Genomic DNA, 24,316 nt, shown 5'->3' with positions numbered 1-24,316 from the left:
GAACCAATGTGGTTCGGTCTGAGGTGAGAAGCTTCAAATATATTGACCAACCGGTCGGTTTATGCAAGGTCTTTGTTAACACATGTACGAGGGAGGCGCTGTGATGTCTGAGACGCTGCTGGTGAAGGACCACGAAAACTGGGTGGAAATCACCCTGAACCGCCCGGACCGGCTGAACTCTTTCAACGAAGAGATGCACCACGCCTTGCGCGCCGCCCTTGAAGCCGCGCGCGACAGCGGCGCCCGTGCAGTGTTGCTGACCGGCGCTGGCCGTGGCTTTTGTGCAGGTCAGGATCTCGGCGACCGCGACCCGCGCAAGATGGATGGTCCCCCCGATCTTGGGCATACGGTGCGGACCTTTTACGCGCCACTTGTGAACCTCATCCGCTCGCTGGACCTCCCGGTGATCTGTGCCGTCAATGGCGTGGCGGCCGGGGCAGGGGCCAATCTGGCGCTGGCCTGCGACGTGGTGCTGGCGGCGGAAAGCGCCAAGTTCATCCAGTCGTTTTCCAAGGTCGGGCTGATCCCCGATACCGGCGGTAGCTGGCATCTGCCGCGGCTGCTGGGCGAGGCGCGCGCCAAGGGGCTGGCACTGACCGCCGAGCCGCTGCCGGCCAAGAAGGCCGAAGACTGGGGCCTGATCTGGAAGGCGCTGCCGGACGGCGACCTGATGACCGAGGCCCGCGCGATGGCAGAGAAATTCGCAAATGGCCCGACGCTGGGCCTGGGGCTGACCAAACAGTGCATTCAGGCGGCGGCGGTCAACACGCTGTCTGACCACCTGGAGATCGAGGCGGACGCGATGAAGACCTGCGGCGAAAGCGCCGATTATGCGGAAGGCGTCGCCAGCTTCCTGGAAAAACGCGCACCTGTGTTCAAGGGCAAATGACCATGACCCCGAAAGAACGTGCCGAGAAATCCGCCGCTGCCATGTGGGCCGAAGACCATGCGTCCAAATGGGCGGGGATGGAGATCACCCATGTGGATGAGGGCGAGGCCACGCTGGAGCTGACCATCGCCCAGCATCACTGCAACGGCCATGGCATCTGCCACGGCGGTGTTACCTTCATGCTGGCCGACAGCGCCTTTGCCTTTGCCTGCAACAGCCGCAACCAGTCGACCGTGGCGCAGCACAATGTGATCAGCTTCACCGCGCCCGGACGGCTGGGCGATACGCTGATCGCCAAGGCGCGCGAGATTTCCCTGACCGGGCGCAGCGGTATTTATGACGTGACAGTGACCAATCAGGACGGCCAGCAGATCGCCGAATTCCGGGGCTTTTCCCGGGCGATAAAGGGCCAGCTGTTTGATGACTAAGCCCTATTGCAAAGACAAGCTGTGGAGAACGCCATGGAAGACCTGAGCCCGAAGAAGGCTGATCTGGACCCGATCGAGATCGCCTCGATCGACAAAATCCGCGACCTTCAGCTCACGCGGCTGAAATGGTCGCTGCGTCACGCCTATGACAACGTGCCGATGTATAAGGCGCGCTTTGACGAGGCAGGGGTGCATCCCGACGATCTACAACAGCTCTCGGATCTGGCGAAGTTCCCCTTCACCTATAAGAACGACCTGCGGGACAACTACCCGTTCGGCCTGTTTGCGGTGCCGCGCAGTGAAATCATCCGCCTGCACGCGTCCTCCGGCACCACCGGCAAACCGACCGTTGTGGGCTATACGGCGAATGATATCAGCAACTGGGCCGATCTGGTGGCGCGCAGCTTGCGTGCCTCGGGCCTGCGCAAGGGTGACATGGTGCATAACGCCTACGGCTATGGCCTGTTCACCGGCGGCCTTGGCGCGCATTACGGGATCGAACGGCTGGGCGCCACTGTCGTTCCGATGTCGGGCGGGCAGACCGAAAAGCAGGTCGGGCTGATCACCGATTTCAAACCTGACGGCATCATGGTGACGCCCTCCTATATGCTCAACATTCTGGAGCAGTACCACAAGGTCGGCATGGATCCGCGCGAGTGCTCGCTCAAGGTGGGGGTGTTCGGGGCCGAACCCTGGACCGACGCGATGCGCAAGGAGGTCGAGGCGGCGTTTGACATGCATGCGGTCGATATCTACGGGCTCAGCGAAATCATGGGGCCGGGTGTCGCCAATGAATGCGTCGAGACCAAGGATGGCCCGGTGATCTGGGAGGACCACTTCCTGCCGGAGATCATTGACCCGCAGACCGGCGAGGTGCTGCCGGATGGCGAGCTGGGTGAGCTGGTGTTCACCACGCTGACCAAGGAAGGCCTGCCGATGGTGCGCTACCGCACCCGCGACCTGACCCGCCTGCTGCCGGGCACCGCGCGCACGATGCGGCGCATGGAGAAGATCACCGGCCGCAGCGACGACATGATCATCCTGCGCGGTGTCAATGTGTTCCCCAGCCAGGTCGAAGAGCAGCTCTTGGCCACCGGCGGGCTGGCGCCTTACTACCAGATTGAGCTGTATAAATCCGGCCGCATGGACGCGATGCGGGTTTATGTGGAGGCCAACCCGGATGCCGCCGACGAACTCAGCAAGACCGCAGCCGCGCGGATGCTGACCAAGCGGATCAAGGATATGGTTGGCGTCTCAAGCGAGATCATTGTAGGCGAGCCGGGATCGGTGGAGCGCAGCCAGGGCAAGGCCAAGCGCGTCGTCGACAACCGCAGCAAGGAGTAACCCGGCTTGGCCCGCACCATCGCAAAAGACCACGACCACAAGCGCGCCCAGATCCTGAAATCCGCGGCGAAAGTCTTTGCCGAGGAGGGGTTCGACCGTGCGTCGATGACCCAGCTCGCGCGCGAATGCGGAATCTCCAAGGCGAATATCTACCATTACTACGACAGCAAGGATGCCGTGTTGTTCGGCCTCCTTGATACCTATCTCAGCGCGCTGCGCGACCGGGTCTGCACGGTCGATGTGACGGGCTTGTCGCCCGAGCAGCGTCTGCGGCGCATCGTGTCGGAAATCCTGCTGGCCTATCAGGGCGCCGATCATGAACATCAGGTCCAGATCAGCGCCATGGGCGCCCTGCCAGAAGCGCAGCAGAAACTCCTGCGCGCCTATCAGCGCGAACTGGTGCAGCTGGTCAGCGATGCCCTTGCCGGGGTGGCCGCGCCAACAATTGCCAGGGATCCGGCCAGGCTGCGCGCCGTGACCATGTCCGTCTTTGGCATGTTGAACTGGTACTATATGTGGAATTCCGGCGCAGGCCCGGAGGCACGCGAGGATTACGCGCAGATGGTGGCGGATCTGACGATGAACGGCATTCGCGCGCTCTAGCAGGCGACCATCGCCGCCGCTTGTCATCCAGAGTCACGACCAGAACAGGCCCTGAATAGGCCCCGGAACAGGCAAAAGACCCGAACACGCAAAAGGCCGCCTGAAACGGGCGGCCTTAGGTGATTCTATCCACAGGTCACTGTGGTCAGAATGTCTTTAGATGGATGGGCGCGGAAACTCCGCGCCGCGATCCTTACAGCAGTTCCAGCGAACCTGCGGACTGCTTGCCGTCACGACCAGTTTCCAGCTCGTAGGAAACTTTTTGGTTGTCGTTCAAACCATTAAGGCCCGAGCGTTCAACCGCAGAGATGTGTACAAACACGTCCTTGCCGCCAGACTCAGGCTCGATAAAGCCGTAGCCTTTTGTTGCGTTGAACCATTTCACGGTGCCATTGGCCATCCGAATTCTCCAGTATCTATCTCCCCGCAGGGTGCGGGATCGTAAGGCCTGATATCACAGAGTAACCGGCGCGACCATGCCCACAATGTCATAAGTTTGGCGAAGAATGGGGGCTGTGATTTCTCGGGCACGCTCTGATCCCCGGGCAAGGATCTTGTCGATTTCGTCCTGATGCTGCATCAGCCGGGCCATTTCTGTGGTGATCGGCGCCATTTTCGAAACCGACAGGTCGGCCAGCATCGGCTTGAACTCGGAAAACGGCTTGCCGCCGACTTCGGCCAGCACCTGTTCCACCGACAGTTCGGCCATGGCGGCATAGATATTGACCAGGTTGCGCGCCTCGGGCCGCCCATCAAGCCCCTCAACCTCGGAGGGCAGGGCGTCAGGGTCGGTCTTGGCCTTGCGGATCTTCTTGGCGATGGTGTCGGCATCATCCGTCAGATTGATGCGGCTGGCATCCGAGGGGTCGGACTTCGACATCTTTTTCGATCCGTCGCGCAGGGACATGACGCGGGTGGCCGCCCCTTCGATCACCGGCTCGGTCTCCGGGAAGAAGTTGACACCGTAGTCGTGATTGAACTTCATCGCGATGTCGCGGGTCAGCTCCAGATGCTGCTTCTGGTCCTCTCCCACCGGCACATGGGTGGCGTGATAGACCAGAATGTCCGCCGCCATCAACGCCGGATAGGCAAAGAGCCCGAGCGAGGCGTTCTGCGCATTTTTGCCGGCCTTGTCCTTCCACTGGGTCATCCGCTGCATCCAGCCCATGCGGGCGACGCAGTTGAAGATCCAGGCCAGCTGCGCATGTTCAGGCACCTGGCTCTGGTTGATCAGGATCGACTGTTCGGGGTCCAGACCCGCAGCAATGAAGCCCGCGCAAAGCTCACGCGTGGATTTCTTCAGATCCGCCGGATCCTGCCAGACGGTGATCGCGTGCAGATCCACCATGCAGTAGATGCTCTCCACGTCCTTGGCCTGCCAGTCCACGAACCGCTTCAGCGCGCCAAGATAGTTGCCAAGGTGCAGATTGCCCGATGGCTGGATGCCGGAAAACACGCGGGGCGTGAATGTGGTCTCGGTCATCAAGAAACTCCCGTCTGGAATTAGGATCCTCGCTGGCTTAACCATGGCGGCAACCCTCGTCAACCGCGCGCGGATCAACCGGGCGGCCGGGCAGAACAGCAGAGCAGGCAAGCAGGAGCAAGAACACGATGGAATATCAAAAAGAGCCGTCGCCGGTGAACCCGCTGCCGCCCGTGGTGGTGGCGCTGGTGTTGATCCTCTTTGCCATCGAGGCCGGATTTTCCCTCGGCGCGCGCGGCATCATCGGCGGCCCCGAGGCGATTGGCTGGCGGCTACAGGCGATCCAGACCTATTCGTTCTCTTCCGACATCTTCTGGTGGATGTGGGAGACCGGGCAATGGCCGGTGGAGCATCTGATCCGCTTTGTCTCCTATCCCTTTGTGCATGTGGCCTTTACCCAGACGCTGTTTGTCTGCGTTTTCGTGCTCGCCATGGGCAAGATGGTGGGCGAGATCTTTGGCGATCTGGCCATGGTACTGGTGTTTCTGATATCCGGCATTGGCGGCGCCTTTGGCTATGCGCTGCTCACTCAATCGCCGGTGCCGCTGATCGGTGGCTTTCCCGCCGTCTACGGGCTGATCGGAGCCTTTACCTATATCCTGTGGCGGCAATTGTCGCTTGTCGGCGCCCAGCAAAGCCGCGCCTTCACGCTGATTGCCTTTCTGATGGGGATCCAGCTGCTGTTTGGCCTGCTGTTTGGCGGCACGCTTGACTGGGTCGCCGATCTCTGCGGCTTTGCCACCGGCTTTGGTCTCTCCTTCTTTCTCGCCCCCGGCGGCTGGGCCCGCATCCGCAACCGCATCCGCCGGGAGTAGGGGGCGAAGGCCGCAGGATCGGACAGGGCGTTCTCAGTTCGATACTGGCAGCGGGAAAGGGCTGGTGGCGCCACTCTGGACGCCACCAGCCTGGCCTCAATAGGCCACCGATGGCAGCCAGGTCGCGATCGACGGGAACCAGATCACCAGGGCGAGTCCGGTCAATTGCAGCAGGATGAAGGGAACGACGCCCTTGTAGATATCCGTCAGCGTGACCTCGGGCGGGCAGACGCCCTTCAGGTAGAACAGCGAAAACCCCACCGGCGGTGTCAGGAAGCTCGTTTGCAGCGTTACAGCGACGAGGATCACGAACCAGACAAGCTCCGGGTTATCCAGCCCATAGCCAGGTACCGACAAACTCATTGCCGCAATGATCGGAGCGACAAGCGGCAGGATGATGAGCGTGATCTCGATCCAGTCCAACACAAAACCAAGCAGAAATACGATGAACAGAATGAACAGGATCGTGCCCATTTCTCCCAGGCCCATGCCTTCGATGGTGTGGGTGATCAACTCATCACCGCCCAATTCGCGCAGAACAAAGGCAAAGCAGGTGGCACCAAGGAAGATCGCAAAGATATAGGCCGTTGTCTTGAACGTGTTCCGTGTCACTTCGACCAGTTTCGCGATTGTCAGCTTGCGATAGCCTATTGCCAGCAGCGTGGCCCCGGCGGCGCCAACACCTGACGCTTCCGTCGGTGTCGCCAGACCGGCAAAGATCGACCCCAACACGGCAAAGATCAGCGCCACGGGCGGCAGAACCGCCTTGAACACATCCCAGATCGCCGCCCAGTCCACCTTCTTGGCACCCTCAGGCAGTGGCGCCACATCAGCGCGCAGGGTTGAAATCACCACGATGTAGAGGATGTAAAGGCCCCCGATGATCAGGCCGGGAAACAGCGCCGCCATAAACAGATCACCCACTGACAGCGCCATCTGGTCGGCCATGATGACCAGCATGATCGACGGCGGGATCAGAATGCCAAGCGTGCCGGACGAGGCAATCACGCCCGCTGCCAGTGTCTTGGAATATTTCTGTTCCATCATCGCGGGCATCGACAAAAGACCCAACAGCACGACGGATGCCCCGACGATACCGGTCGAGGCGGCCAAGATGATCCCGATCGCAGTCACGGTGATGGCCAGGCCCCCACGCATGGTGCCGAACAATCTCTGCATCGAGGTCATCAGCCGCTGTGCCACGCCGCTTTCGTCCAGCATCAGCCCCATGAAGATAAACATGGGAAGGGCAACAAGAACGGCGTTGGACATCGTCGCGTAAACACGGTTCACAACCGCGCCAAGTGTCAGGTAATCGAGCCCCGTAAACGTGGCCTCCATGCCCGTCCAGAGCAGCATGTCATTGTCACCGAGGTAAGCAATACCGCAGTAAAGAACGCCGATGCCCGACAGGACCCAGGCGACCGGAATGCCGGTGAACAGGACACCGACGAAGGACATGAACATTGCGATGACGAGCTTTTCCTCAGGCGCGTCCACCAGCTGCATCAGGGTGAACGTCACGATGGCGAAGCCAACCATCATCCACATGAGGGGTTTCAGACCAGCGCGATCCGACGATGGATCGGCGCGGGTCACCAGCATGTAGAGGTCATGAATCAAGCGTGCGACAGCAGCCATGGCAATCAGAACAAAGCTGGCCGGGATAACAGCCTTCAGCAGCCAGCGCGCCGGTAGGCCGGTGGGGCTGTCGGACCGTTCGTTGACCCGGTAACTGTCCTGAAAATAATCGAGACCCTGATCAATCATCAGGTAGCAGAACGGCAAGATCAGAACCACGATCCCGACAATTTCGATCACCCGCCGGGCGCGGAAGGAAAAGCCGGCACGCAAAACGTCGACGCGGACATGGGCGTCGGTGCTCAGCGCATATGACACGCCGACCATGGTTGTCAGCGCATAGAGATGCCACTGCAATTCATCCAGCTTTGGAAAATTCAGATCCAGCGTATAGCGCATCCCAACCTGCACTATGATAGCAAGGATCAGGAGCACATTTGCCCACATAACGACGTGTCCGACGCCCTTGACCAGCCGGTCCAGCGTGGCTGCGAATTTCGGGTCTTTCCGGTCGTCGTTTTCGATTTCTTCCCAAAGCGGGTCATAGTGGGCGTCTTGGTGATCGTGAGATGTCGATGCCATTTCTTTTCCTCCCCTGAACCGGGCCTCCCCCGATCAGATCAAAAACCCGGACCGCAAAGCCGGTCCGGGTTAGATGTGTTACTGGCGTGGCAGGAATGCGTGGGCTTTCCACAGGGCGTAGCCTTCGCTGAACTCATTCAGGTCGGCGTATACCTTTGCAAAGAACTCATCGTTTGCGGCTTCTTCCTCGGCCACCTCGGTCCAGGTCGCGCGGAAGACGTCCAGCATCTCGGGTGTCCAGTCGACAATGGTCACGCCGTTTTCATCGACGTTCTTCTGCATCGCTGCAAACTGGATCGCCTCACCTTCGGCAAAGCTCTCGGTCATCTGCGCACGGCAGGTCAGCTCAATCTGGGCCTGCAAGGTCGGGTTCAGCTCGTTCCATTCATCCTTGTTGATGATCAGTTCAAAGATGGTGGCCTGCTGATGCCAGCCCGGGAAGTAGTTGTACTTCGCCAGTTTGTGGAAACCGAGACGCTGGTCGATGGCGGGCATCGAGAACTCGGTGGCGTCGATTGCCCCTTTTTCCAGGGCCGGGAAGATCTCACCGCCGGGCAGCAGGGATGTGGCAACGCCCAGTTTCTGCATGACTTTGCCGCCCAGACCGAAGAAGCGCATCTTCAGGCCGTTCAGCTGTTCAACCGATGTGATTTCTTCAGCGAACCACCCCGAGGTTTCCGGTGCAATAATGGTGCAGGGAAGAACTTTGACGTTGAAACCGGCCTGATCGTACATCTCCTGATACAGATCCATGCCATTGCCGTAGTAGAGCCAGGCCATGTATTCGCCTGCTTCGGGGCCGAATGGGACAGCCGAGAACAACGGCGCTGCCGGAATCTTGCCGGCCCAGTAGCCAGCGGTGGCAAAGCCCGAGTTGATCTTGCCGGATGAAACCGCATCAAGAATCTCAAACGCCGGAACCAGCTTGCCGGGCTCGTAGACCTTCATCTTGATGGCCCCACCTGAGATAGCCGCAAGATCCTCCGACACGCGAACGATCGGTGTGCCAAGCCCAGGCAGTTCAGTTGAAAAGGCGACCGGCGTTTTCAGCAGAATTTTGTCTGAGGCAAAGGCCGGTGCCGCGGCCAGGGCCGCTGCGGCGAGAGCTGTTGCTACTTTCTTCATGTTGTTTTCCTCCTTGATGACATGTGTCCGGATCTTTTTGCAGACCCGGTTGGATAAGCCGGGGATCACGTCCCGGCCATGTGCGCCTCGCAAGGCATCTTGAAACCTGTCGAGATTGGGCGCGCACCCGACCGGGTGCGCGTGGTTTTGCGCGTGCTTCCAAAGGGAACACTCTGGTCAGGGACAGCAGCCAACGGCGATCAAACATATTTTGACCCGCATCTGACTTTCCCGGATTCTGCGGTCTGCCGACCCCGACATCCCCGGCGATTTCGACGGCGTGCCCCGGTTGGGCCGCACCCTCCGCACCCTCCGCGTCCGAGCCTCCGATCTCTTCACCGGAGGTCCGCTTTTACAAAGCGACGCGTGTCGCCAGATTTCTTTCATCAGCGATCCGCGCCGCGACCGAGGCGACGGCCAGATCCTGAAGGCCCACACCGGTTCCATCAAACACAGTGATTTCACTGTCACTGCTGCGGCCCGGATGGTCGCCGTTGATCACGGCACCGATGGGTGTGATGTCAGCTTCGTCGATCAGCCCGGATGCGATTGCATGTTGCGCCTCGCCAATGGTGATCGACTGGGCGATCTCATCCGCAAAGACGGTGGCCTTGCCAAAGAGCGCCGCGTCCACTTCCATCTTGCCCTTGGTGTCTGTGCCCATGCAGGCAATATGCGTGCCGGGCTTGATCCAGTCGGCCATCAACAGCGGTTCAAACGCCGATGTAATGGTGATGATCACATCCGCCTGCGCGCCCAGCTCTTCTTGCGTTACGGCTTCGAACTCCAGACCCAGCTCTTCAGCCACGGCGCCCAGACGCGGCAGCATGTCGGGATGCGGGTTCCAGGCGACGACCTTCTCGAAATCGCGCTGTTCGGCAGCGGCCCGAAGCTGAAAGGTGGATTGATGACCTGCGCCCACCATGCCAAGGACTCTGGCGTCCTGTCGCGCCAGATGAGCAATTGAGACGGATGACGAGGCAGCGGTACGGACTGCTGTCAGGTAGTTGCCGCCGACCAGCGCCTGAAGACGACCGGTATCTGGATCAAACAGAAAGATGGTGGACTGGTGGTTGGTCAGCCCCTTGTCCATGTTGCCGGGCCAGAAGCCACCGGATTTCACACCCAGAGATTTCCCCGCCCGGTCAAAACCAGATTTGAACCCATAGAGCGCATCGGCGTATCCGATCGCCTCGCGGATCACCGGGAAATTGTAAGCGTCTCCGCGCGCCATGGCGCCAAAAACAGCCTCTACCGCGTCAAAAGCATCAGCACGGCTGACGGTTTTTGCGCAGATCTCCTCGCTGACAATCAGCAATCCATCGGTGTCAGTTGGGTTGGTCATCGTCTTGTTCCTTTGTGAGTTCATTTTGCGGGGGCGGCGTCTAGCACCACGCCGCACCCCGCGCGCCAGTGGGAGGAGGGCTGGCGTTAATAGGCTTTGCCGCGGGCGGAGACGGGCCAGAGGGTTTCGACCTTGCCGCCCCGCACGCCGACATACCAATCATGGACGTTGCAGGTCGGGTCACAATGACCTGGCACGAGCCGGAGCTTGTCATTGACCTTCAGGGCTCCACCGGGATCTGCGACAACGCCATGCTCATCCGAACATTTGAGATATTCGACATCGTCGCGGCCGTAGATAAAGGGCAACCCACTGTCCACGGACTGGGTCTTGAGGCCTGCATCCACGATGGCCTTGTCGGCCTTGGAGTGGCTCATGACCGTGGTCAGGATGAACAAGGCGTTCTCCCATTCCCCAGCGTCGATGCGCTTGCCGTCCTTGTCGAGGATGCGGCCATAGTCGGCATCCATGAAGGCGTAGGAGCCACATTGCAATTCGTTGTAAACACCCGAGTTCGACTCGAAGTAATAAGATCCGGTGCCGCCGCCACCGACGATGTCACACTCCAGGCCTTCGGTTTTCAGCGTGTCGACCGCATCCCTGACCATGGCCACCGCAACGTCGATCTTCGCCTTGCGCTCGTTATAGTCGTCAAGATGCTGCATCGCGCCCTGATAGGCCTGGACGCCGGCAAATTTCAGACCTTCTGCGGCGTCGATGGCCTTGGCGATTTCCACGACATCGCGCGTGCTCGACACGCCACAGCGTCCTGCGCCACAGTCAATTTCGACGAGGCATTCGATCTGGGTCCCATGCGTCCTGGCCGCAGCCGAAAGGTCAGCCACATTGTCGATATCATCGACACAACAGATCGCGCGGGCGCCCAGCTTCGGCAGACGCGCAAGACGGTCGATCTTGGCGGCGTCGCGCACCTGGTTCGATACCAGAATATCCTTGATACCACCCCGGGCGAAGACCTCAGCTTCAGAGACCTTCTGACAGCAGACACCGCAGGCGCCGCCGAGCTCTTCCTGAAGCTTCTGCACGTCGACCGACTTGTGCATCTTGCCGTGGGTGCGGTGGCGCATACCGTGATCCTTGGCATAGTCGCCCATCTTCTTGATGTTGCGCTCCAGCGCGTCCAGATCCAGCACAAGGCATGGGGTCTGTATGTCAGCCTCATCCATGCCCGGTTTGGCCGGGATGTCGTAGCCCACTTCGAATGCGTCGAGATTGGTCATGTCCTTCATGTCCGTGCTCCTCTGTCGGGATTTCAGTAAGATGATTGAGATCAGGCGGCGGTCAGCCACGGCAGCTTGTCGAGGTCGACATTGCCACCGGTTATGATCAGGCCGACGCGCTTGCCCCTGAAAGCCTCCGGGTTCTTGAGAACCGTTGCGAGCGAAACCGCCGATGATGGCTCCATGACCACCCGCAGGTGCTTCCAGGCCAGCTTCATCGCATCAATGATGTCGTGCTCGGAGGCTGTGTAAATCTCGGACACATGGGTCGAAACGAAGTGCCAGGTCAGGTCCTTGAGCGGCACCAGCAGCCCGTCCGCAATGGTCTTGGGTGCGTCATCGGCAATGATATATCCGGCCTTGAAGCTGCGAAACGCATCGTCGGCCTGTTCGGGTTCGGCCGCGATCACCTTGGTTTCCGGCGCAAGTGTCGACAGGGTCAGGCAGGTTCCCGAAATCATGCCGCCGCCACCGATCGGGGCCACAACCATATCGAGACCACCGGTCTGTTCCATGAATTCTTTCGAGCAGGTCCCCTGGCCAGCGATGACGCGCGGGTCGTTATAGGGGTGCACGAAGTCACCGCCGGTTTCGCTTTGCACCTTGGCAAAGGTCTCCTCGCGCGAGGTGGTAGAGGGCTCACATTCGGTGATCTTGCCGCCGTAGCGGCGCACCGTGTCTTTCTTGGCCTGTGGCGCGGTGTGCGGCATGACCACATTGCACGGGATGCCCCGCAACATCGCCGCATAGCTCAGGCAGGAGGCATGGTTGCCCGAGGAATGCGTCGCAACACCCTTTGCCGCTTGGTCATCATCAAGGCCGAATACGGCGTTCGAGGCACCGCGCACTTTGAAAGCACCCGGCTCCTGAAAGTTCTCGCACTTGAAAAACAGGTCGCACCCGGCGATCTCGTTCAGGTAATCCGACGTCCGAACCGGTGTACGGCGGATATGTGGCTTGATCCGCTCATGCGCGGCCAGCATGTCCTCGAAGGTGGGGATATACATGGGTTGGATATCCTTCATCACGCGGCCGCTTTGGCTGCGGTTGCATGGGTGCTGCGGAAATACTCCTGTGCGGCAGTCACCCCGCTGCCGAGTTGGACCGGATAATCGAGATCGGCCATCGCCATCTCTATGGTGGCAAGACCGGACAGAACCATGACGTCGGTCAGGCTGCCCAGATGGCCGATGCGAAAGGCCTTGCCGTTCATCTCGCCGAGCCCAATCCCGAAGGACACGCCGTAGGCGTCAAAGGCGTGCTCGGTCAGCGCATTGCTGTCGAACCCCTCTGGCACATAGATCGCGCTCACCGTGTCCGAGTAGAGCTCGGGCGATTGGGCGACCAGCTTCAGCCCCCATGCCTGAACCGCGCGGCGCACGCCTTCCGCCAGCCGGAAGTGGCGGGCGTAAACATTCTCCAGCCCTTCTTCAAAAAGCATCTTCAGGCTTTCGCCCATGCCGTAAATCAGCTGCAACGGCGGCGTATAGGGAAATCCGCCTGAGGCGTTGGCCGCCATCATGTCGCGGAAATCAAAGAAGGTACGGGGCAATGTGGCGGTTGCCATTGCGTCCAGCGCTTTGGGGCTGACACACAGGATGGCCATGCCGGTGGCCAGCATGAAGCCCTTCTGCGACCCGGATACCGCGATATCCACGCCCCAATCGTCAAAGCGGAACTCCATAGACGCCAGCGAGCTGACGCAATCCACAAACAGCATCGCCGGGTGGCTGGCGGCATCCATCGCCTTGCGAACGCCCGCGATGTCCGACCGCACGCCGGTCGCTGTCTCGTTGTGGGTGACCAGAACGGCCTTGATCTTATGGTCCTTGTCTGCGCTCAGCACGGCTTCGAATTTCTCGGCGGGCGCACCGCTACCCCAGGCGCATTCGATGATCTGAACATCCAGACCATGACGCTGGCACAGGTCGATCCAGCGGTGGCTGAACATGCCGTAGCGCGCCACGAGAACCGTATCGCCGGGGCTGAGGGTATTTGTGACAGAGGCCTCCCAGCCACCGGTCCCGCTTGCGGGAAAGGTGATGATCTTGCCATTGGTCGAACCAAACACTTTCTTTGTGCCCTCCAGAACCGGTGCAAACGTGCTGACAAAATCCGGAGCGCGGTGGTCCCGCGTCTGAACATGCATCGCCGACAAGAGCCTCTCGGGAATGTTGGTGGGGCCTGGAATAAAGACTGGATTTTGATCTGACATCACTCGATTCTCCGCTTTGGTAAGTTATTATTACCAGTTCGAAGACGTGCTGCAATTTTCTTGAAAAAGATTTTCAGTATTGAAGAATATTCACTTAGTCACTGATATTGATGAATTTTACATTTTTCATATCCCGACCCCTGTTCTTCTTGAAAATATTTTTCACTTCGATACCTTTGAGGCATCGCGAGGTATGAGCCAGGAATGACGATGCAAAAACAGAAACGGTCCCGTGGCAGACCGAAGTCACAATTCACCGAAAGCAGTGCAGGCACGCTTCAGTCTTTGGATCGTGCCCTTGGTGTGCTGACAGCCATTGCACGCGCGGATCGTCTGACGCTGACGGATTTGTCGTTGACCGTCGGCGTTCCCACAGCCACGACCCATCGCATTCTGATGACCCTGCAAAAGCACAACTTCGTCACCTTCGATGAAGACCGCCAGGACTGGCTCATAGGGATCGAGGCCTTTCGCACCGGCTCGTCCTTTCTGAAACGTCGAAACCTTGCCGAGATCGGGCGCCCCGTCATGCAGCTGCTTATGGAGCAGACCGGGGAGACTGCGAATCTGGCGGTGCCCGCCGCCGCGGAGGTTGTCTTTATCGGGCAGGTCGAAACACATAATCCGATCCGCGCGTTCTTCCCGCCGAGCACGCGCACGGCCATGCATGCCTCCGGCGCCGGTAAGGCCATTCTGTCACAGCTGTCAGAAGAGAAAGTCACCCAGTTGCTGACAAAAGCGGGCCTGCAGCAGTTCACAGCCAATACCCATACCAGCCCGAAATCCCTGTTCGAGGATCTTTCGCAGATCCGCGCGCGTGGCTGGTCCTTTGACAGCGAAGAGCGCTACGAAGGCATGTCGTGCATCGGCAGCGCGATCTTTGATGAATTCGGCAAACCCTGTGCCGGTGTGTCAATTTCAGGCCCAAGCATCAGGTTTGATGACGCGCATGTTGCACAGTTCGGCGCAGCGGTGTCCAAGGCCGCCGCCGAAATTACCCTCAGGAGCGGTGGGGTTATCCCGGAGCAGATCTGATCCGGATGAGTGCAGCGCCGGTTGCGATGGGCTCTCTGCCCAGCTCTCTTGCCGCGCACCTCACCAATCAGCGCGATGCGCAGCAACACGAACCTCTGCCAGAACCCAACTTGGCGGGGGCTACCGACGCACCGGCCGCACCCCCGTCACCCCTGTCACCCCGTGTCGCCGCCCCGGCGGACGGAGCGTTTCAGGTCGCCGAGGCGCACCGCCCCGATGATCTGGCCGACGCCGAAATAGACCACCGCGCCCAGCACGATCAGGCCCAGCAGTGCGAGGTAGCGCCAGCTGGGCAGGTAGAACAGCCAGCCAAAGCTCTGTACCACGCCGAATAGCGCCAGCCCCATGATGGCGGAGGCCGCCAGGATGCGCAGGCTCCGGTCATAGAAGCGCTGATCGAACCGCGCGACCTCTCCCATGCGGCGGGCCCCCAGCCACAGGCAGGCGACCATCGCCCAGCCCGCCACCGTCGCCGCGATGGCGGGGGCGATCCAGCCCAGATAGGGTTTCAGACCAAAGGCAAGAGCGGCATTGATGACCATCGCCACCAGCGCATAGCGAAATGGCGAACGGGTGTCCTCGCGGGCAAAGAACAGCGGTTGCAGCACTTTTTGCAGCACAAATGCCGGCAGGCCCGCGCCGTAGATCGCCACCGCCAGCGCAATGGCGGCCACATCCTCGGCCCCGGTGGCGCCACGCTCATAAAGGACCGACACCAGCACAACAGGCACCGCCAGAAACGCCGCAGTCGAGGGCAGGGTCAGCAATAGCGAAAATTCCCCGGCACGGGAAAACGCATCGCGCCCGCCCGCATCGTCCCCCGCCCGCAGACGGCGCGACAGATCCGGCAGCAGCACGATGCCAATCGCAATCCCCACCACCCCCAGCGGCAGCTGATAGAGGCGATCTGCCACAAACAGCCAGCTCACCGCGTTTTCAATGTCAGAGGCCACCTGCTGGCCGACCACCAGATTGATCTGCGTGACCCCCATCGCCAGCGCTGCCGGCAGCGCCACACGGACGAGCTTCTTCATGCGCGGGGTCCAGTGCGGCAGGCCGGGGCGCAAGCGGATACCGGTCCGGCTGGCGGCGATCCACACCAGCGCCAGCTGTGCAACCCCTGCAACCGGAATGGTCCAGACCAGCCAGGTGATCACCTCGCCCCCCAGCACCGCGCCCGCCACCATGGCCGCGCAGGCAAAGATATTGAGCAAGACAGGCGCCGCCGCCGCCGCCGCAAAACGACCGGTGGCATTCAGCACGCCGGAAAACAGCGCCGCCAGCGACATGAACAGAATATAGGGAAAGACGATCTGCCCGTAGCCCACCGCCAGATCAAACCGCGCATCGCCAACAAAACCGCCCGCCGTGGCCCAGACCAGGGCCGGCATGAACACCATGCCAATCCCCACCAGCAGCAGCACGGTCACCGCCAGCAGGTTAAACGCCTCCTGCGCAAACCCCTGCGGATCCTCGCCGCTCTCCAGTCGCTTGGCAAACATCGGCACAAAAGCCGCGTTGAACGCGCCCTCGGCAAAGAAGCGGCGGAACATGTTCGGCAGCCGGAAAGCGGCCACAAAGGCATCCATCAACGGACCCGGCCCGATATAGGCGGTGATCAGGATTTCACGCAGAAACCCCAGGATGCGGCTTGCCAGCGTCCAGAATCCGACGGTGAGAAAGCCCGACAGCAGTTTGATCGGCTTCATGATCCGGCCCGCTTTGCCCCTTCGGCGATGGCGTTGCGCAGCTTGGCCTCCAGCGATTTCTGTTTGGATTCGGAGTAGTATTTCAACCCGAACATATCCTTCACATAAAACGCATCGACCACCTGCTCGCCATAGGTCGCGATGATCGCATTGGCGATATAGATATTGGCCCCCGCCAGTGTGCGCGCCAGATCATAGAGCAGACCGGGGCGGTCGCGGGTGTCGACCTCGATGATCGTGTAGATCTCCGAGCCATCATTATCAAAGGTGATATGCGTCGGCACGTTAAACGCCCGCTCGCGCTTCTTGATCTTGTCGCGCGATTTCAGCGCCTCGCCGGTGATCACCTCGCCCTTCAGGGTCTTGTGGATCATCTCGCGCAGACGCGGCAGCCGGGCGGCCTCATAGGGGTGACCTTCGGAATCCTGGATCCAGAAGGCATCCGTCACATAGCCGTCCTTGGTGGTATAGGACCGCGCATCCACCACATTCGCGCCCACCAGTGCCAGCGCGCCGGCAATCCGGGCAAAGATGCCGGGGTGATCGGCCATCGAGAAACAGGCGCGGGTGGCGTCGCGATCCTCATCGGGGTGCAGGCGGATGATCACCCCACCCGGGTCGTCCAGATCGGTCAGTTCGCGCAGCATCTCGGCAAAATCAATATGGGCCGTCACATGCAGCCCCTGCCAGTAGGGGTCATAGTGGCGGGCGGTCTCGATCTTCAGATCGGCCTTGGGCCAGTCGGGCAGGGCGGCGCGCAGGGCCTTCTTGGCCTCGGTGCCGCGATGGGCGCGGTTCAGCGCCTCCACGCCATTCTCCAGCGCCTCGCGGGTCTGGTTATAAAGCGCCCGCAGCAGCGCGGCCTTCCAGTTGTTCCAGGTATCCGGCCCGACGCCGCGAATGTCGCAGACCGTCAGCAGCAGCAGCAGGTCCAGCCGCTTGATCGTCTTTACCGCTTTGGCAAAGCCGCGCACCGTGCGCGGATCGGCAATATCGCGTTTCTGCGCCATATCCGACATCAGCAGGTGATAGCGCACCAGCCATTCAACGGTTTCGCTTTCGCTTTTGTTGAGACCAAGTCGGGGCGCCACACGCCGGGCAATCTGCGCCCCCAGGATCGAATGATCCTGCTCGCGCCCCTTGCCGATATCATGCAGCAGCATGGCGACCATCAGCACCTTGCGATTGACCCCCTTGCGGATCACGGTGGAGGACAGCGGCAGCTCGTCCTCCAGCTCGCCCCGCTCGATGGCGGCAAAGTTGGAGATCACCTGAATGGTGTGCTCATCCACCGTGTAGGAGTGATACATATTGAACTGCATCATCGCCACGATCGGCTCGAATTCGGGCACAAAGGCGCTGAGCACCCCCAGTTCGTTCATCCGCCGCAGCGCGCGTTCCGGGTTGCCGTGTTTCAGCAGCAGATCCAGAAAAATCCGCCGCGCTTCCTTGTCGTTGCGCATCTCGTCGTCGACCAGATGCAGGCTGGCCGTGACCAGCCGCATGGCATCCGGGTGGATCAGCATCCCCGTCCGCAGCGCCTCCTCAAAGATCCGCAACAGGTTCAGCTTATCCGCGCAGAAGGCTTCGGGATCAGAGACATCCAACCGGTTGTGCACCACCACATAGCCGGGTTTGACCCTCGGGCGACGGCGGAAAATCCGCTCCAGCAGCGGCTCGCTCTTCTGATGGGTGGCTTCCAGTTTGGTGAGAAAGATCCGGGTCACGTCACCCACCTTGGTGGCGTGGCGGAAATACTCCTGCATGAAGACCTCGACGGCGCGGCGACCAGCCCGATCCTCATAGCCCATACGGGCGGCGACCTCGACCTGTAGGTCGAAACTCAACTGCTCGGTGGCGCGTTTGGTCAGCAGATGCAGATGCGCCCGCACTGCCCAGAGGAAATTCTCCGCCTTGGCAAAGGAATCCAGCTCTTCCGGGCTGAACAGCCCCATCGGCACCAGTTCGGCGACATCCTGCACCTGGTACAGGTATTTGGCGATCCAATAGAGCGATTGCAGGTCGCGCAGCCCGCCTTTGCCTTCCTTGACGTTGGGTTCCACCACATAGCGTTCGCCCTGTTTCAGGTGGCGCGCATCGCGCTCGGCCAGCTTGGCCTCGACGAAATCGCGGGCGTCCTTGGAAAACAGCTCCGCATTGAGCCGCCTATCCAGATCAGCCGCCAGCCCGGCATCGCCATCCAGAAACCGCTGTTCCAGCATGGCGGTGCGAATGGTGAAATCCTCGCCCCCCAGACGGATGCAGTCACGGATGGTGCGGCTCGAATGGCCCACCTTCAGGCGCAGATCCCACAGGATATAGAGCATGGATTCAATCGCGCTCTCGGCCCAGGCGGTGATCTTGTAGGGGGTGAGGAACAGCAGATCCACATCGGACTGCGGTGCCATTTCACCGCGGCCATAGCCGCCAACGGCAATCACCGCGATCCGCTCGCCCTGGGTCGGGTTGGCCAGCGGATGCAGCAGACTGGTGGCTGTGAAATAGGCGGCAGTAACCAGCCCATCGGTCAGATAGACATAAGACCGGGTCAGCGCCCGCGCCGCAAAGGGCTCCTCGGCAAAGGCCTCGGCGATGGCGGCGCGCCCGGCCAGATTGGCCTCGCGCAGGATTTTCACAACGCCAGCGCGCAGCTCCGCCGCCGAGCAATCCCGCGACAGGGCGGTGATGGCGGCGCGCACGGCAACGGCGTCAAAAATTTTGCCGGGGTCGCAGATCAGCGGCCCCAGCAAGGGTGGCAGATGGACGGTGTCCGGCAGTGCTGGATCAGAATCCGGCACCGGCGAAGCTGCTGGGAGCTGGGTCAATAACCACAACCTTCTGTTCTTGGATTGTCGCAACCGCAAGGCCGCGTTCATTGGTGCCATCTGGGCGCAGGCGGAAGATGCCGCCGGTGCCCTGGAACCCATTGCCACGGGTCAGTGCCGCGCCGGTCAGCGCGTCGGATTTGCCGGCACTCACCAGCGCACCGATTGCGGCAATCCCATCATAGGCCAGACCACCGATCGGATGCGGCGCGGCGCCATAGCTGGCCTGATAGCGGCTGCGGAACTGCTGCGACCGGTTGGTGTCGGGCATTGCGAACCAGCCACCCTGCACACCCGGCAGGGCCAGCGTCTGCGCCGGAATATCCCAGCGGGTGAGGCCGATATACTGCGTCACCGCAGGATCGACACCGGCTTCGGGCATCAGCTGCGTCAGCAGGGGCAGGGCGCCTGCGGTATTTGCCGTCAGGAACACCGACTGCGCGCCGCTGCTGGCAACGGTTGACCGGATCGTCGGGATCGCGTTGATCACGCCCTGCTGCGACAGTTCATAGCTGACGGAGCCGTTGATATTTGCCCCGGTCCCGGCGGCGGCACGTTCGATTGCCACGCGGCCGGCCTGACCTGCGGGGTCACTGCCGCTGACGATCACCATATTGCCCTTGCCCTGACGGCTGGCATAGCTGGTCAGGCGTCGCGCGGTATTGTCAAAGGTCGGCCCGAGGATGAAGACATTGCCGCCGGCAATGGCGGTGTTGTTGGAAAACGCCAGCACATTGACGTTGCGTTGTGCGGCGACCAGACCTGCGGCATTTGCGGCCTCGGCATAGACTGGCCCCAGGATGATCCGCGCGCCATCGTTGATCGCGGTGGTTGCTGCGGTTGCGGCCTGCTGCGGCACGCCGGCGGTGTCATAGATCCGCAGGTCGATCTGCGCCCCGTTGAGATCGGCAATCGCCATGCGGGCAGCGTTTTCAAGGCTCTTGGCCAGCAGCGCGTCACCGGGCTGCGCCGAGCCACGCGGAACCAACAGGGCGACCGGAACGGGTTTGGTCGTGTTGATCGACGGCCCGCTGCCAGTCGGCAAGGTGTCACAGGCGGCCAGTGCCAGCGTCGAAACAACGGTTGCAGCGGCCAGTGCCGCCTTGCGGGCGTGTTGAAAAACAGCAAACATAATGGACTTGAAACTCCCTTGTCCGGCGGCGTACGCCGTGTTGGTACCTGAGGGATCATAAACGACCAACAAGGCGGGTCCAGCGTGAATCACAAGATCGTCCATTTGCCATGCGGGCTCTACTTCGTCGCGACGCCCATCGGCACCGCGCGCGACATCACTTTGCGGGCGCTTGACGTGCTGGCCTCCGCCGACATGATCGCCGCCGAGGACACCCGTTCTCTGCGTAAACTGATGGAAATCCACGGTGTTCCGCTCAATGGGCGGCAGATCGTGGCCTATCACGATCACAGCGGCGCTGGCGCGCGAGGACGGCTTCTGGCGGCGCTGGAGGCGGGGCAGTCCGTGGCCTATGCCTCCGAGGCGGGTATGCCGCTTATTGCCGATCCGGGCTATGATCTCAGCCGCGCCGCCGCCGAGGCCGGGCATCTGGTCACGGTTGCGCCCGGCGCCTCTGCGGCGCTGGCGGCGCTGACATTGGCCGGACTGCCAACGGATGCGTTTTTCTTTGCAGGCTTTCTGCCCAACGCCAGTGGCGCAAGATGCAAACGGCTGGAGGAGCTGGCCGCCGTTCCCGGCACGCTGGTGTTTTACGAATCGCCCAAGCGGATTGCCGCCTCGCTGCGCGACATGGCGGGCGTATTGGGCGATCGGCCGGCGGCGCTCTGCCGTGAAATCACCAAGAAATTCGAGGAGGTGCGCCGCGATACCCTGCTGACCCTCGCCGAAGGGCTGGAACAATCCCCGGTGAAAGGCGAAATTGTGGTTCTGGTGGACCGTGCGCGCGGCGCCAGTGTCAGCGATGGCGATCTCGACAGCGATCTGCGCGCCGCCCTAAAGGACAACTCCGTGAAAGACGCCGCCTCCATCGTTGCCGAAATGCACAATCTGCCGCGCCGCAAGATCTATCAATTGGCGCTCGACATGGCCAAGGACGCAGGCTGAGCATGGCCGGGCGGGCAGATACCCCGCCCGGACGGCCCTCTGCGCGCGGGCTGCGTGGATCTAGATCCCATCACGCCGGATACGCCGCGGAAGAGCTGGTCGCCCGGTTTTATGAACGCGGGGGATACACAGTCGCGGCGCGCCGCTGGCGCGGCGGTGGCGCCGAAATCGACCTGATCCTGCGGCTTGGGGCGATGGTGGTCTTTGTCGAGGTCAAGCACAGCGTCAGCCGCGATGAGGCGATCGCCCGCATCAACAGCACCCAGATGCAGCGCATGATGACCAGCGCCGCCGGGTTTCTGGCCGGCGAACCTGCCGGGCAGCTGACCGAGTCGCGGCTGGATGTGGCGGTGGTCGATGGCACCGGCAGGGTTGAGGTAATGGAAAACGCCTATGGTCAGGGTTGAGCGTCTCTGCCATTGAACCTGTCGCCAAGCTGGGTCATGTATTCGGCGTGGGCGGTTTGCCCATGTCATTTTGCCCATGTCATGAGGGACTGACATTATGAAAATCGCCTTTCAAATGGACCCGATCACCGACGTTGATATCAATGCCGACAGCAGTTTTCGCCTAGCTGAGGAAGCGCAGGCGCGCGGGCATAGCCTGTTTTTCTATGGCCCCGACCAGCTGGCCTATCAGGAGGGTCGCATCACCGCGCGCGGCCATGATATGACCGTTCAGCGCGTGGCCGGACACCCGGCGGAGCTGGGTCCGCGTCGCGAAGTCGACCTGAGCGACTTCGACGTGGTCTGGCTGCGGCAGGATCCGCCCTTTGACATGCACTATATCACCTCGACCCATCTGTTGGACCGGCTGAAGGGTCAGACGCTGGTGGTCAATGATCCCTTCTGGGTGCGTAACTACCCGGAGAAACTGCTGGTTCTGGATTTCCCGGAGCTGACGCCGCCCACCGCCATTGCCCGCGATCTTGAGACGATCAAGGCGTTCAAGGAAAAACATGGCGATATCATTCTGAAGCCGCTCTACGGCAACGGCGGTGCCGGCGTGTTCCGGCTGGACCGCGATGACCGCAACCTGACCTCGCTGCATGAGCTGTTCACCGGCTTCAGCCGAGAGCCGCTGATCGTACAGAAATTCCTGCCGGATGTGAGCAATGGCGACAAACGGGTGATCCTGGTCGATGGCGAAGCCGTCGGCGCAATCAACCGGGTGCCTGCGGCGGGGGAAACCCGTTCCAACATGCATGTCGGCGGCCGGCCGGAGAAAATCGGCCTGACCGACCGCGACCGCGAAATCTGCGCCGCCATCGGGCCATTGCTGCGCGAAAAAGGGCAGGTCTTTGTCGGTATCGACGTGATCGGCGACTACCTGACCGAGATCAACGTGACCTCGCCGACCGGCATTCAGGAGCTGGAACGCTTCGACGGCGTCAATATCGCCGAGAAGATCTGGCAGGCGATCGAAGCCAAGCTCTGAGCTCTCGCGTGAGAACACGCCTCAGGCGGCAATCCGAAAACTGATCGCTTCGGCGATATGGGGGCGGCGGACATCCGGCGCCCCATGCAGATCGGCGATGGTGCGGGCGATGCGCAGCACCCGGTGATAGCCACGCGCGGTCAGCCCGAACCGGTCCGCCGCCTGCAACAGCAGGGCCCGGCCTTCGCTGTCGGGCGTCGCCACCTCCTCCAGCAGCTGGCCCTCGGCATCGGCATTCTGCCGCAGCTGGGGATGTTGGCGGTAGCGGCTGGCCTGGACCTCCCGCGCGATGGCAACTCGCATGGCCACCTCCGCCGAGGTTTCGCCATCACCCGGCAGGTCCAGATCGGCAAAGCCGACCGGCGGCACATCCACCCGCAGATCGAACCGGTCCATCAGCGGCCCGGAGATACGGCCGAGATAATCCGCCGAACACTGCGGCGCCCTTGCACAGGCGCGATTGGCATCGCTGAGCGCGCCACATTTGCAGGGGTTGGCCGCCGCCACCAGCATGAACCGACTCGGGTAGCTGACATGGGCATTTGCACGTGCCACATTCACATGGCCGGTTTCCAACGGCTGGCGCAGCGTCTCCAGCACTGCCCGGCTGAATTCCGGCAGCTCATCAAGAAACAGCACACCATTATGCGCCAGGCTGATCTCGCCCGGCTGCGCCCTGCGCCCGCCCCCGACAATGGCCGCCATCGAGGCGGTGTGATGCGGCTCGCGGTAGGGGCGGCTGCGCCGAATGCCGCCTTCGTCGATCAACCCGCAAAGCGACTGGATCATTGAGGTCTCCAGTGCTTCGGCCGCGCTTAGCGGCGGCAGGATCGAGGGCAGCCGTGCCGCCAGCATGGATTTCCCCGATCCCGGCGCGCCGACCATATAGAGATGATGCCGACCGGCCGCGGCAATCTCCAGCGCGCGCTTGGCCCGTTCCTGCCCCTTCACATCGCGCAGATCCTTCCCCGCAGGGGGATCAATCACCTCGCCGGGGGCGGCGGGGGGGATCACCATCTGCCCGGTGAAATGCGCCACCACATCCGCCAGACCGCCCGCCGCGATCACCGTCGCATCGCTGACCCAGGCCGCCTCCGCACCCGAGGCCTTCGGGCAGAGCAGCCGCCGTCCTTCGCTCGCGGCGGCCATGGCGGCAGGCAGGGCACCCACCACCGGCACCAGATTGCCATCCAGCGACAGCTCGCCCAGGGCAATGGTCTCAGAGGCCGCCTCGGGCGGGATGATCCCAATCGCCGCCAGTAGCGCCAGCGCGATCGGCAGATCAAAATGGCTGCCCTCCTTGGGCAGATCGGCAGGCGACAGGTTTACGGTGATCCGGCGCGAGGGCAGGGCAATCGACATCGTCGCCAGCGCCGATCGGACCCGCTCGCGGGCCTCGCTGACCGCCTTATCCGGCAGACCGACGATGGAGAAGGCAGGCAAGCCGGGTGCGACCGCACATTGCACCTCGACCGGGCGGGCCTCGACGCCTTGAAACGCAACGGTATAGGCGCGCGAAATCATCTCTCCCCTTTCCGCTGTGGGTAGGGAGAGATGCTTGGCCAACGTGGTTTCGGAGTCG

21 protein-coding genes are annotated in these 24,316 nt (G+C 61.5%); 9 read left to right on the top strand and 12 right to left on the bottom strand.

Annotation, left to right across the window (positions count from 1 at the left end):
- Positions 1-103: 103 nt before the first annotated feature.
- From paaG to WLQ66_RS16075, 4 genes are read left to right on the top strand one after another with little or no spacing between them, the layout of a single operon-like run.
- Positions 104-889 carry a 2-(1,2-epoxy-1,2-dihydrophenyl)acetyl-CoA isomerase PaaG gene (gene paaG, locus WLQ66_RS16090; protein ID WP_340547349.1) on the top strand — a complete coding sequence of 262 codons (786 nt, stop codon included), beginning with the start codon at positions 104-106 and terminating at the stop codon, positions 887-889.
- Between the two features lie 2 nt (positions 890-891).
- Positions 892-1,317 (top strand): hydroxyphenylacetyl-CoA thioesterase PaaI, encoded by a 426-nt coding sequence (gene paaI / locus WLQ66_RS16085; RefSeq protein ID WP_340547348.1) that lies wholly within the window; start codon positions 892-894, stop codon positions 1,315-1,317.
- Positions 1,318-1,350: 33 nt separating this feature from the next.
- Complete coding sequence (gene paaK / locus WLQ66_RS16080; RefSeq protein WP_340547347.1) at positions 1,351-2,661, top strand: phenylacetate--CoA ligase PaaK; 1,311 nt, start codon at positions 1,351-1,353, stop codon at positions 2,659-2,661.
- Positions 2,662-2,667: 6 nt separating this feature from the next.
- Complete coding sequence (locus WLQ66_RS16075) at positions 2,668-3,264, top strand: TetR/AcrR family transcriptional regulator (RefSeq protein WP_340547346.1); 597 nt, start codon at positions 2,668-2,670, stop codon at positions 3,262-3,264.
- A gap of 193 nt (positions 3,265-3,457) precedes the next feature.
- Here WLQ66_RS16075 and WLQ66_RS16070 read toward each other — a convergent pair whose 3' ends face one another.
- Together WLQ66_RS16070 and trpS are read right to left on the bottom strand one after the other, a co-directional pair.
- On the bottom strand, positions 3,458-3,664 hold the full coding sequence (locus WLQ66_RS16070) for a cold-shock protein (protein WP_014875579.1): 207 nt from the start codon (positions 3,662-3,664) through the stop codon (positions 3,458-3,460).
- A gap of 54 nt (positions 3,665-3,718) precedes the next feature.
- On the bottom strand, positions 3,719-4,747 hold the full coding sequence (trpS, locus tag WLQ66_RS16065; protein ID WP_340547345.1) for a tryptophan--tRNA ligase: 1,029 nt from the start codon (positions 4,745-4,747) through the stop codon (positions 3,719-3,721).
- 128 nt (positions 4,748-4,875) lie between these two features.
- On the opposite strand from trpS, the gene WLQ66_RS16060 reads away from it, so the two are divergent.
- Entirely contained in the window at positions 4,876-5,562 is a 687-nt protein-coding gene (locus tag WLQ66_RS16060; protein ID WP_340547344.1) for a rhomboid family intramembrane serine protease, read from the top strand.
- Between the two features lie 96 nt (positions 5,563-5,658).
- On the opposite strand, the gene WLQ66_RS16055 is transcribed toward WLQ66_RS16060, so the two are convergent.
- The 6 genes from WLQ66_RS16055 to bhcA all read right to left on the bottom strand — a co-directional run bounded on the left by WLQ66_RS16055 (position 5,659) and on the right by bhcA (position 13,651).
- Positions 5,659-7,725, bottom strand: a complete 2,067-nt coding sequence (locus WLQ66_RS16055; protein ID WP_340547343.1) for a TRAP transporter large permease subunit — start codon at positions 7,723-7,725, stop codon at positions 5,659-5,661.
- 78 nt (positions 7,726-7,803) lie between these two features.
- Positions 7,804-8,850: a TRAP transporter substrate-binding protein gene (locus WLQ66_RS16050; protein WP_340547342.1), complete on the bottom strand. Its 1,047-nt coding sequence runs from the start codon at positions 8,848-8,850 to the stop codon at positions 7,804-7,806.
- A 352-nt stretch (positions 8,851-9,202) separates the two neighbouring features.
- Positions 9,203-10,195, bottom strand: coding sequence for an iminosuccinate reductase BhcD (bhcD, locus tag WLQ66_RS16045; RefSeq protein WP_340547341.1), 993 nt, complete (start codon positions 10,193-10,195; stop codon positions 9,203-9,205).
- Positions 10,196-10,281: 86 nt separating this feature from the next.
- A complete protein-coding gene (gene bhcC, locus WLQ66_RS16040) occupies positions 10,282-11,445 on the bottom strand; it encodes a 3-hydroxy-D-aspartate aldolase BhcC (RefSeq protein WP_340547340.1) in 1,164 nt (387 codons plus the stop codon).
- A 41-nt stretch (positions 11,446-11,486) separates the two neighbouring features.
- Complete coding sequence (gene bhcB / locus WLQ66_RS16035) at positions 11,487-12,461, bottom strand: beta-hydroxyaspartate dehydratase BhcB (RefSeq protein ID WP_340547339.1); 975 nt, start codon at positions 12,459-12,461, stop codon at positions 11,487-11,489.
- Positions 12,461-13,651, bottom strand: coding sequence for an L-aspartate--glyoxylate aminotransferase BhcA (bhcA, locus tag WLQ66_RS16030; RefSeq protein WP_340547338.1), 1,191 nt, complete (start codon positions 13,649-13,651; stop codon positions 12,461-12,463). The genes bhcB and bhcA overlap by 1 nt, the downstream gene beginning before the upstream one ends.
- A 204-nt stretch (positions 13,652-13,855) precedes the next feature.
- On the opposite strand from bhcA, the gene bhcR reads away from it, so the two are divergent.
- Complete coding sequence (gene bhcR, locus WLQ66_RS16025; RefSeq protein ID WP_340547337.1) at positions 13,856-14,686, top strand: HTH-type transcriptional regulator BhcR; 831 nt, start codon at positions 13,856-13,858, stop codon at positions 14,684-14,686.
- A 155-nt stretch (positions 14,687-14,841) separates the two neighbouring features.
- On the opposite strand, the gene murJ is transcribed toward bhcR, so the two are convergent.
- From murJ to WLQ66_RS16010, 3 genes are read right to left on the bottom strand one after another with little or no spacing between them, the layout of a single operon-like run.
- On the bottom strand, positions 14,842-16,395 hold the full coding sequence (gene murJ, locus WLQ66_RS16020) for a murein biosynthesis integral membrane protein MurJ (RefSeq protein ID WP_340547336.1): 1,554 nt from the start codon (positions 16,393-16,395) through the stop codon (positions 14,842-14,844).
- Positions 16,392-19,220 (bottom strand): [protein-PII] uridylyltransferase, encoded by a 2,829-nt coding sequence (locus WLQ66_RS16015; RefSeq protein ID WP_340547335.1) that lies wholly within the window; start codon positions 19,218-19,220, stop codon positions 16,392-16,394. Before WLQ66_RS16015 ends, murJ begins: the two co-directional genes overlap by 4 nt.
- Positions 19,180-20,352 (bottom strand): penicillin-binding protein activator, encoded by a 1,173-nt coding sequence (locus tag WLQ66_RS16010; protein ID WP_340547334.1) that lies wholly within the window; start codon positions 20,350-20,352, stop codon positions 19,180-19,182. The genes WLQ66_RS16015 and WLQ66_RS16010 overlap by 41 nt, the downstream gene beginning before the upstream one ends.
- Positions 20,353-20,436: 84 nt before the next feature.
- On the opposite strand from WLQ66_RS16010, the gene rsmI reads away from it, so the two are divergent.
- From rsmI to gshB, 3 genes are all read left to right on the top strand, one after another.
- Entirely contained in the window at positions 20,437-21,297 is an 861-nt protein-coding gene (gene rsmI / locus WLQ66_RS16005) for a 16S rRNA (cytidine(1402)-2'-O)-methyltransferase (protein ID WP_340547333.1), read from the top strand.
- 50 nt (positions 21,298-21,347) lie between these two features.
- Complete coding sequence (locus WLQ66_RS16000; protein ID WP_340547531.1) at positions 21,348-21,704, top strand: YraN family protein; 357 nt, start codon at positions 21,348-21,350, stop codon at positions 21,702-21,704.
- A gap of 97 nt (positions 21,705-21,801) precedes the next feature.
- Positions 21,802-22,734: a glutathione synthase gene (gene gshB / locus WLQ66_RS15995; RefSeq protein ID WP_340547332.1), complete on the top strand. Its 933-nt coding sequence runs from the start codon at positions 21,802-21,804 to the stop codon at positions 22,732-22,734.
- A gap of 21 nt (positions 22,735-22,755) precedes the next feature.
- Here gshB and WLQ66_RS15990 read toward each other — a convergent pair whose 3' ends face one another.
- Entirely contained in the window at positions 22,756-24,258 is a 1,503-nt protein-coding gene (locus tag WLQ66_RS15990; protein ID WP_340547331.1) for a YifB family Mg chelatase-like AAA ATPase, read from the bottom strand.
- Positions 24,259-24,316: the final 58 nt, after the last annotated feature.

The sequence above is a fragment of the Phaeobacter sp. A36a-5a genome, assembly GCF_037911135.1.
Taxonomy (GTDB): Bacteria; Pseudomonadota; Alphaproteobacteria; order Rhodobacterales; family Rhodobacteraceae; genus Phaeobacter; species Phaeobacter bryozoorum.
Note: the sequence above shows the minus strand (reverse complement) of the source record. Positions and strands in the feature narration are given on the sequence as shown.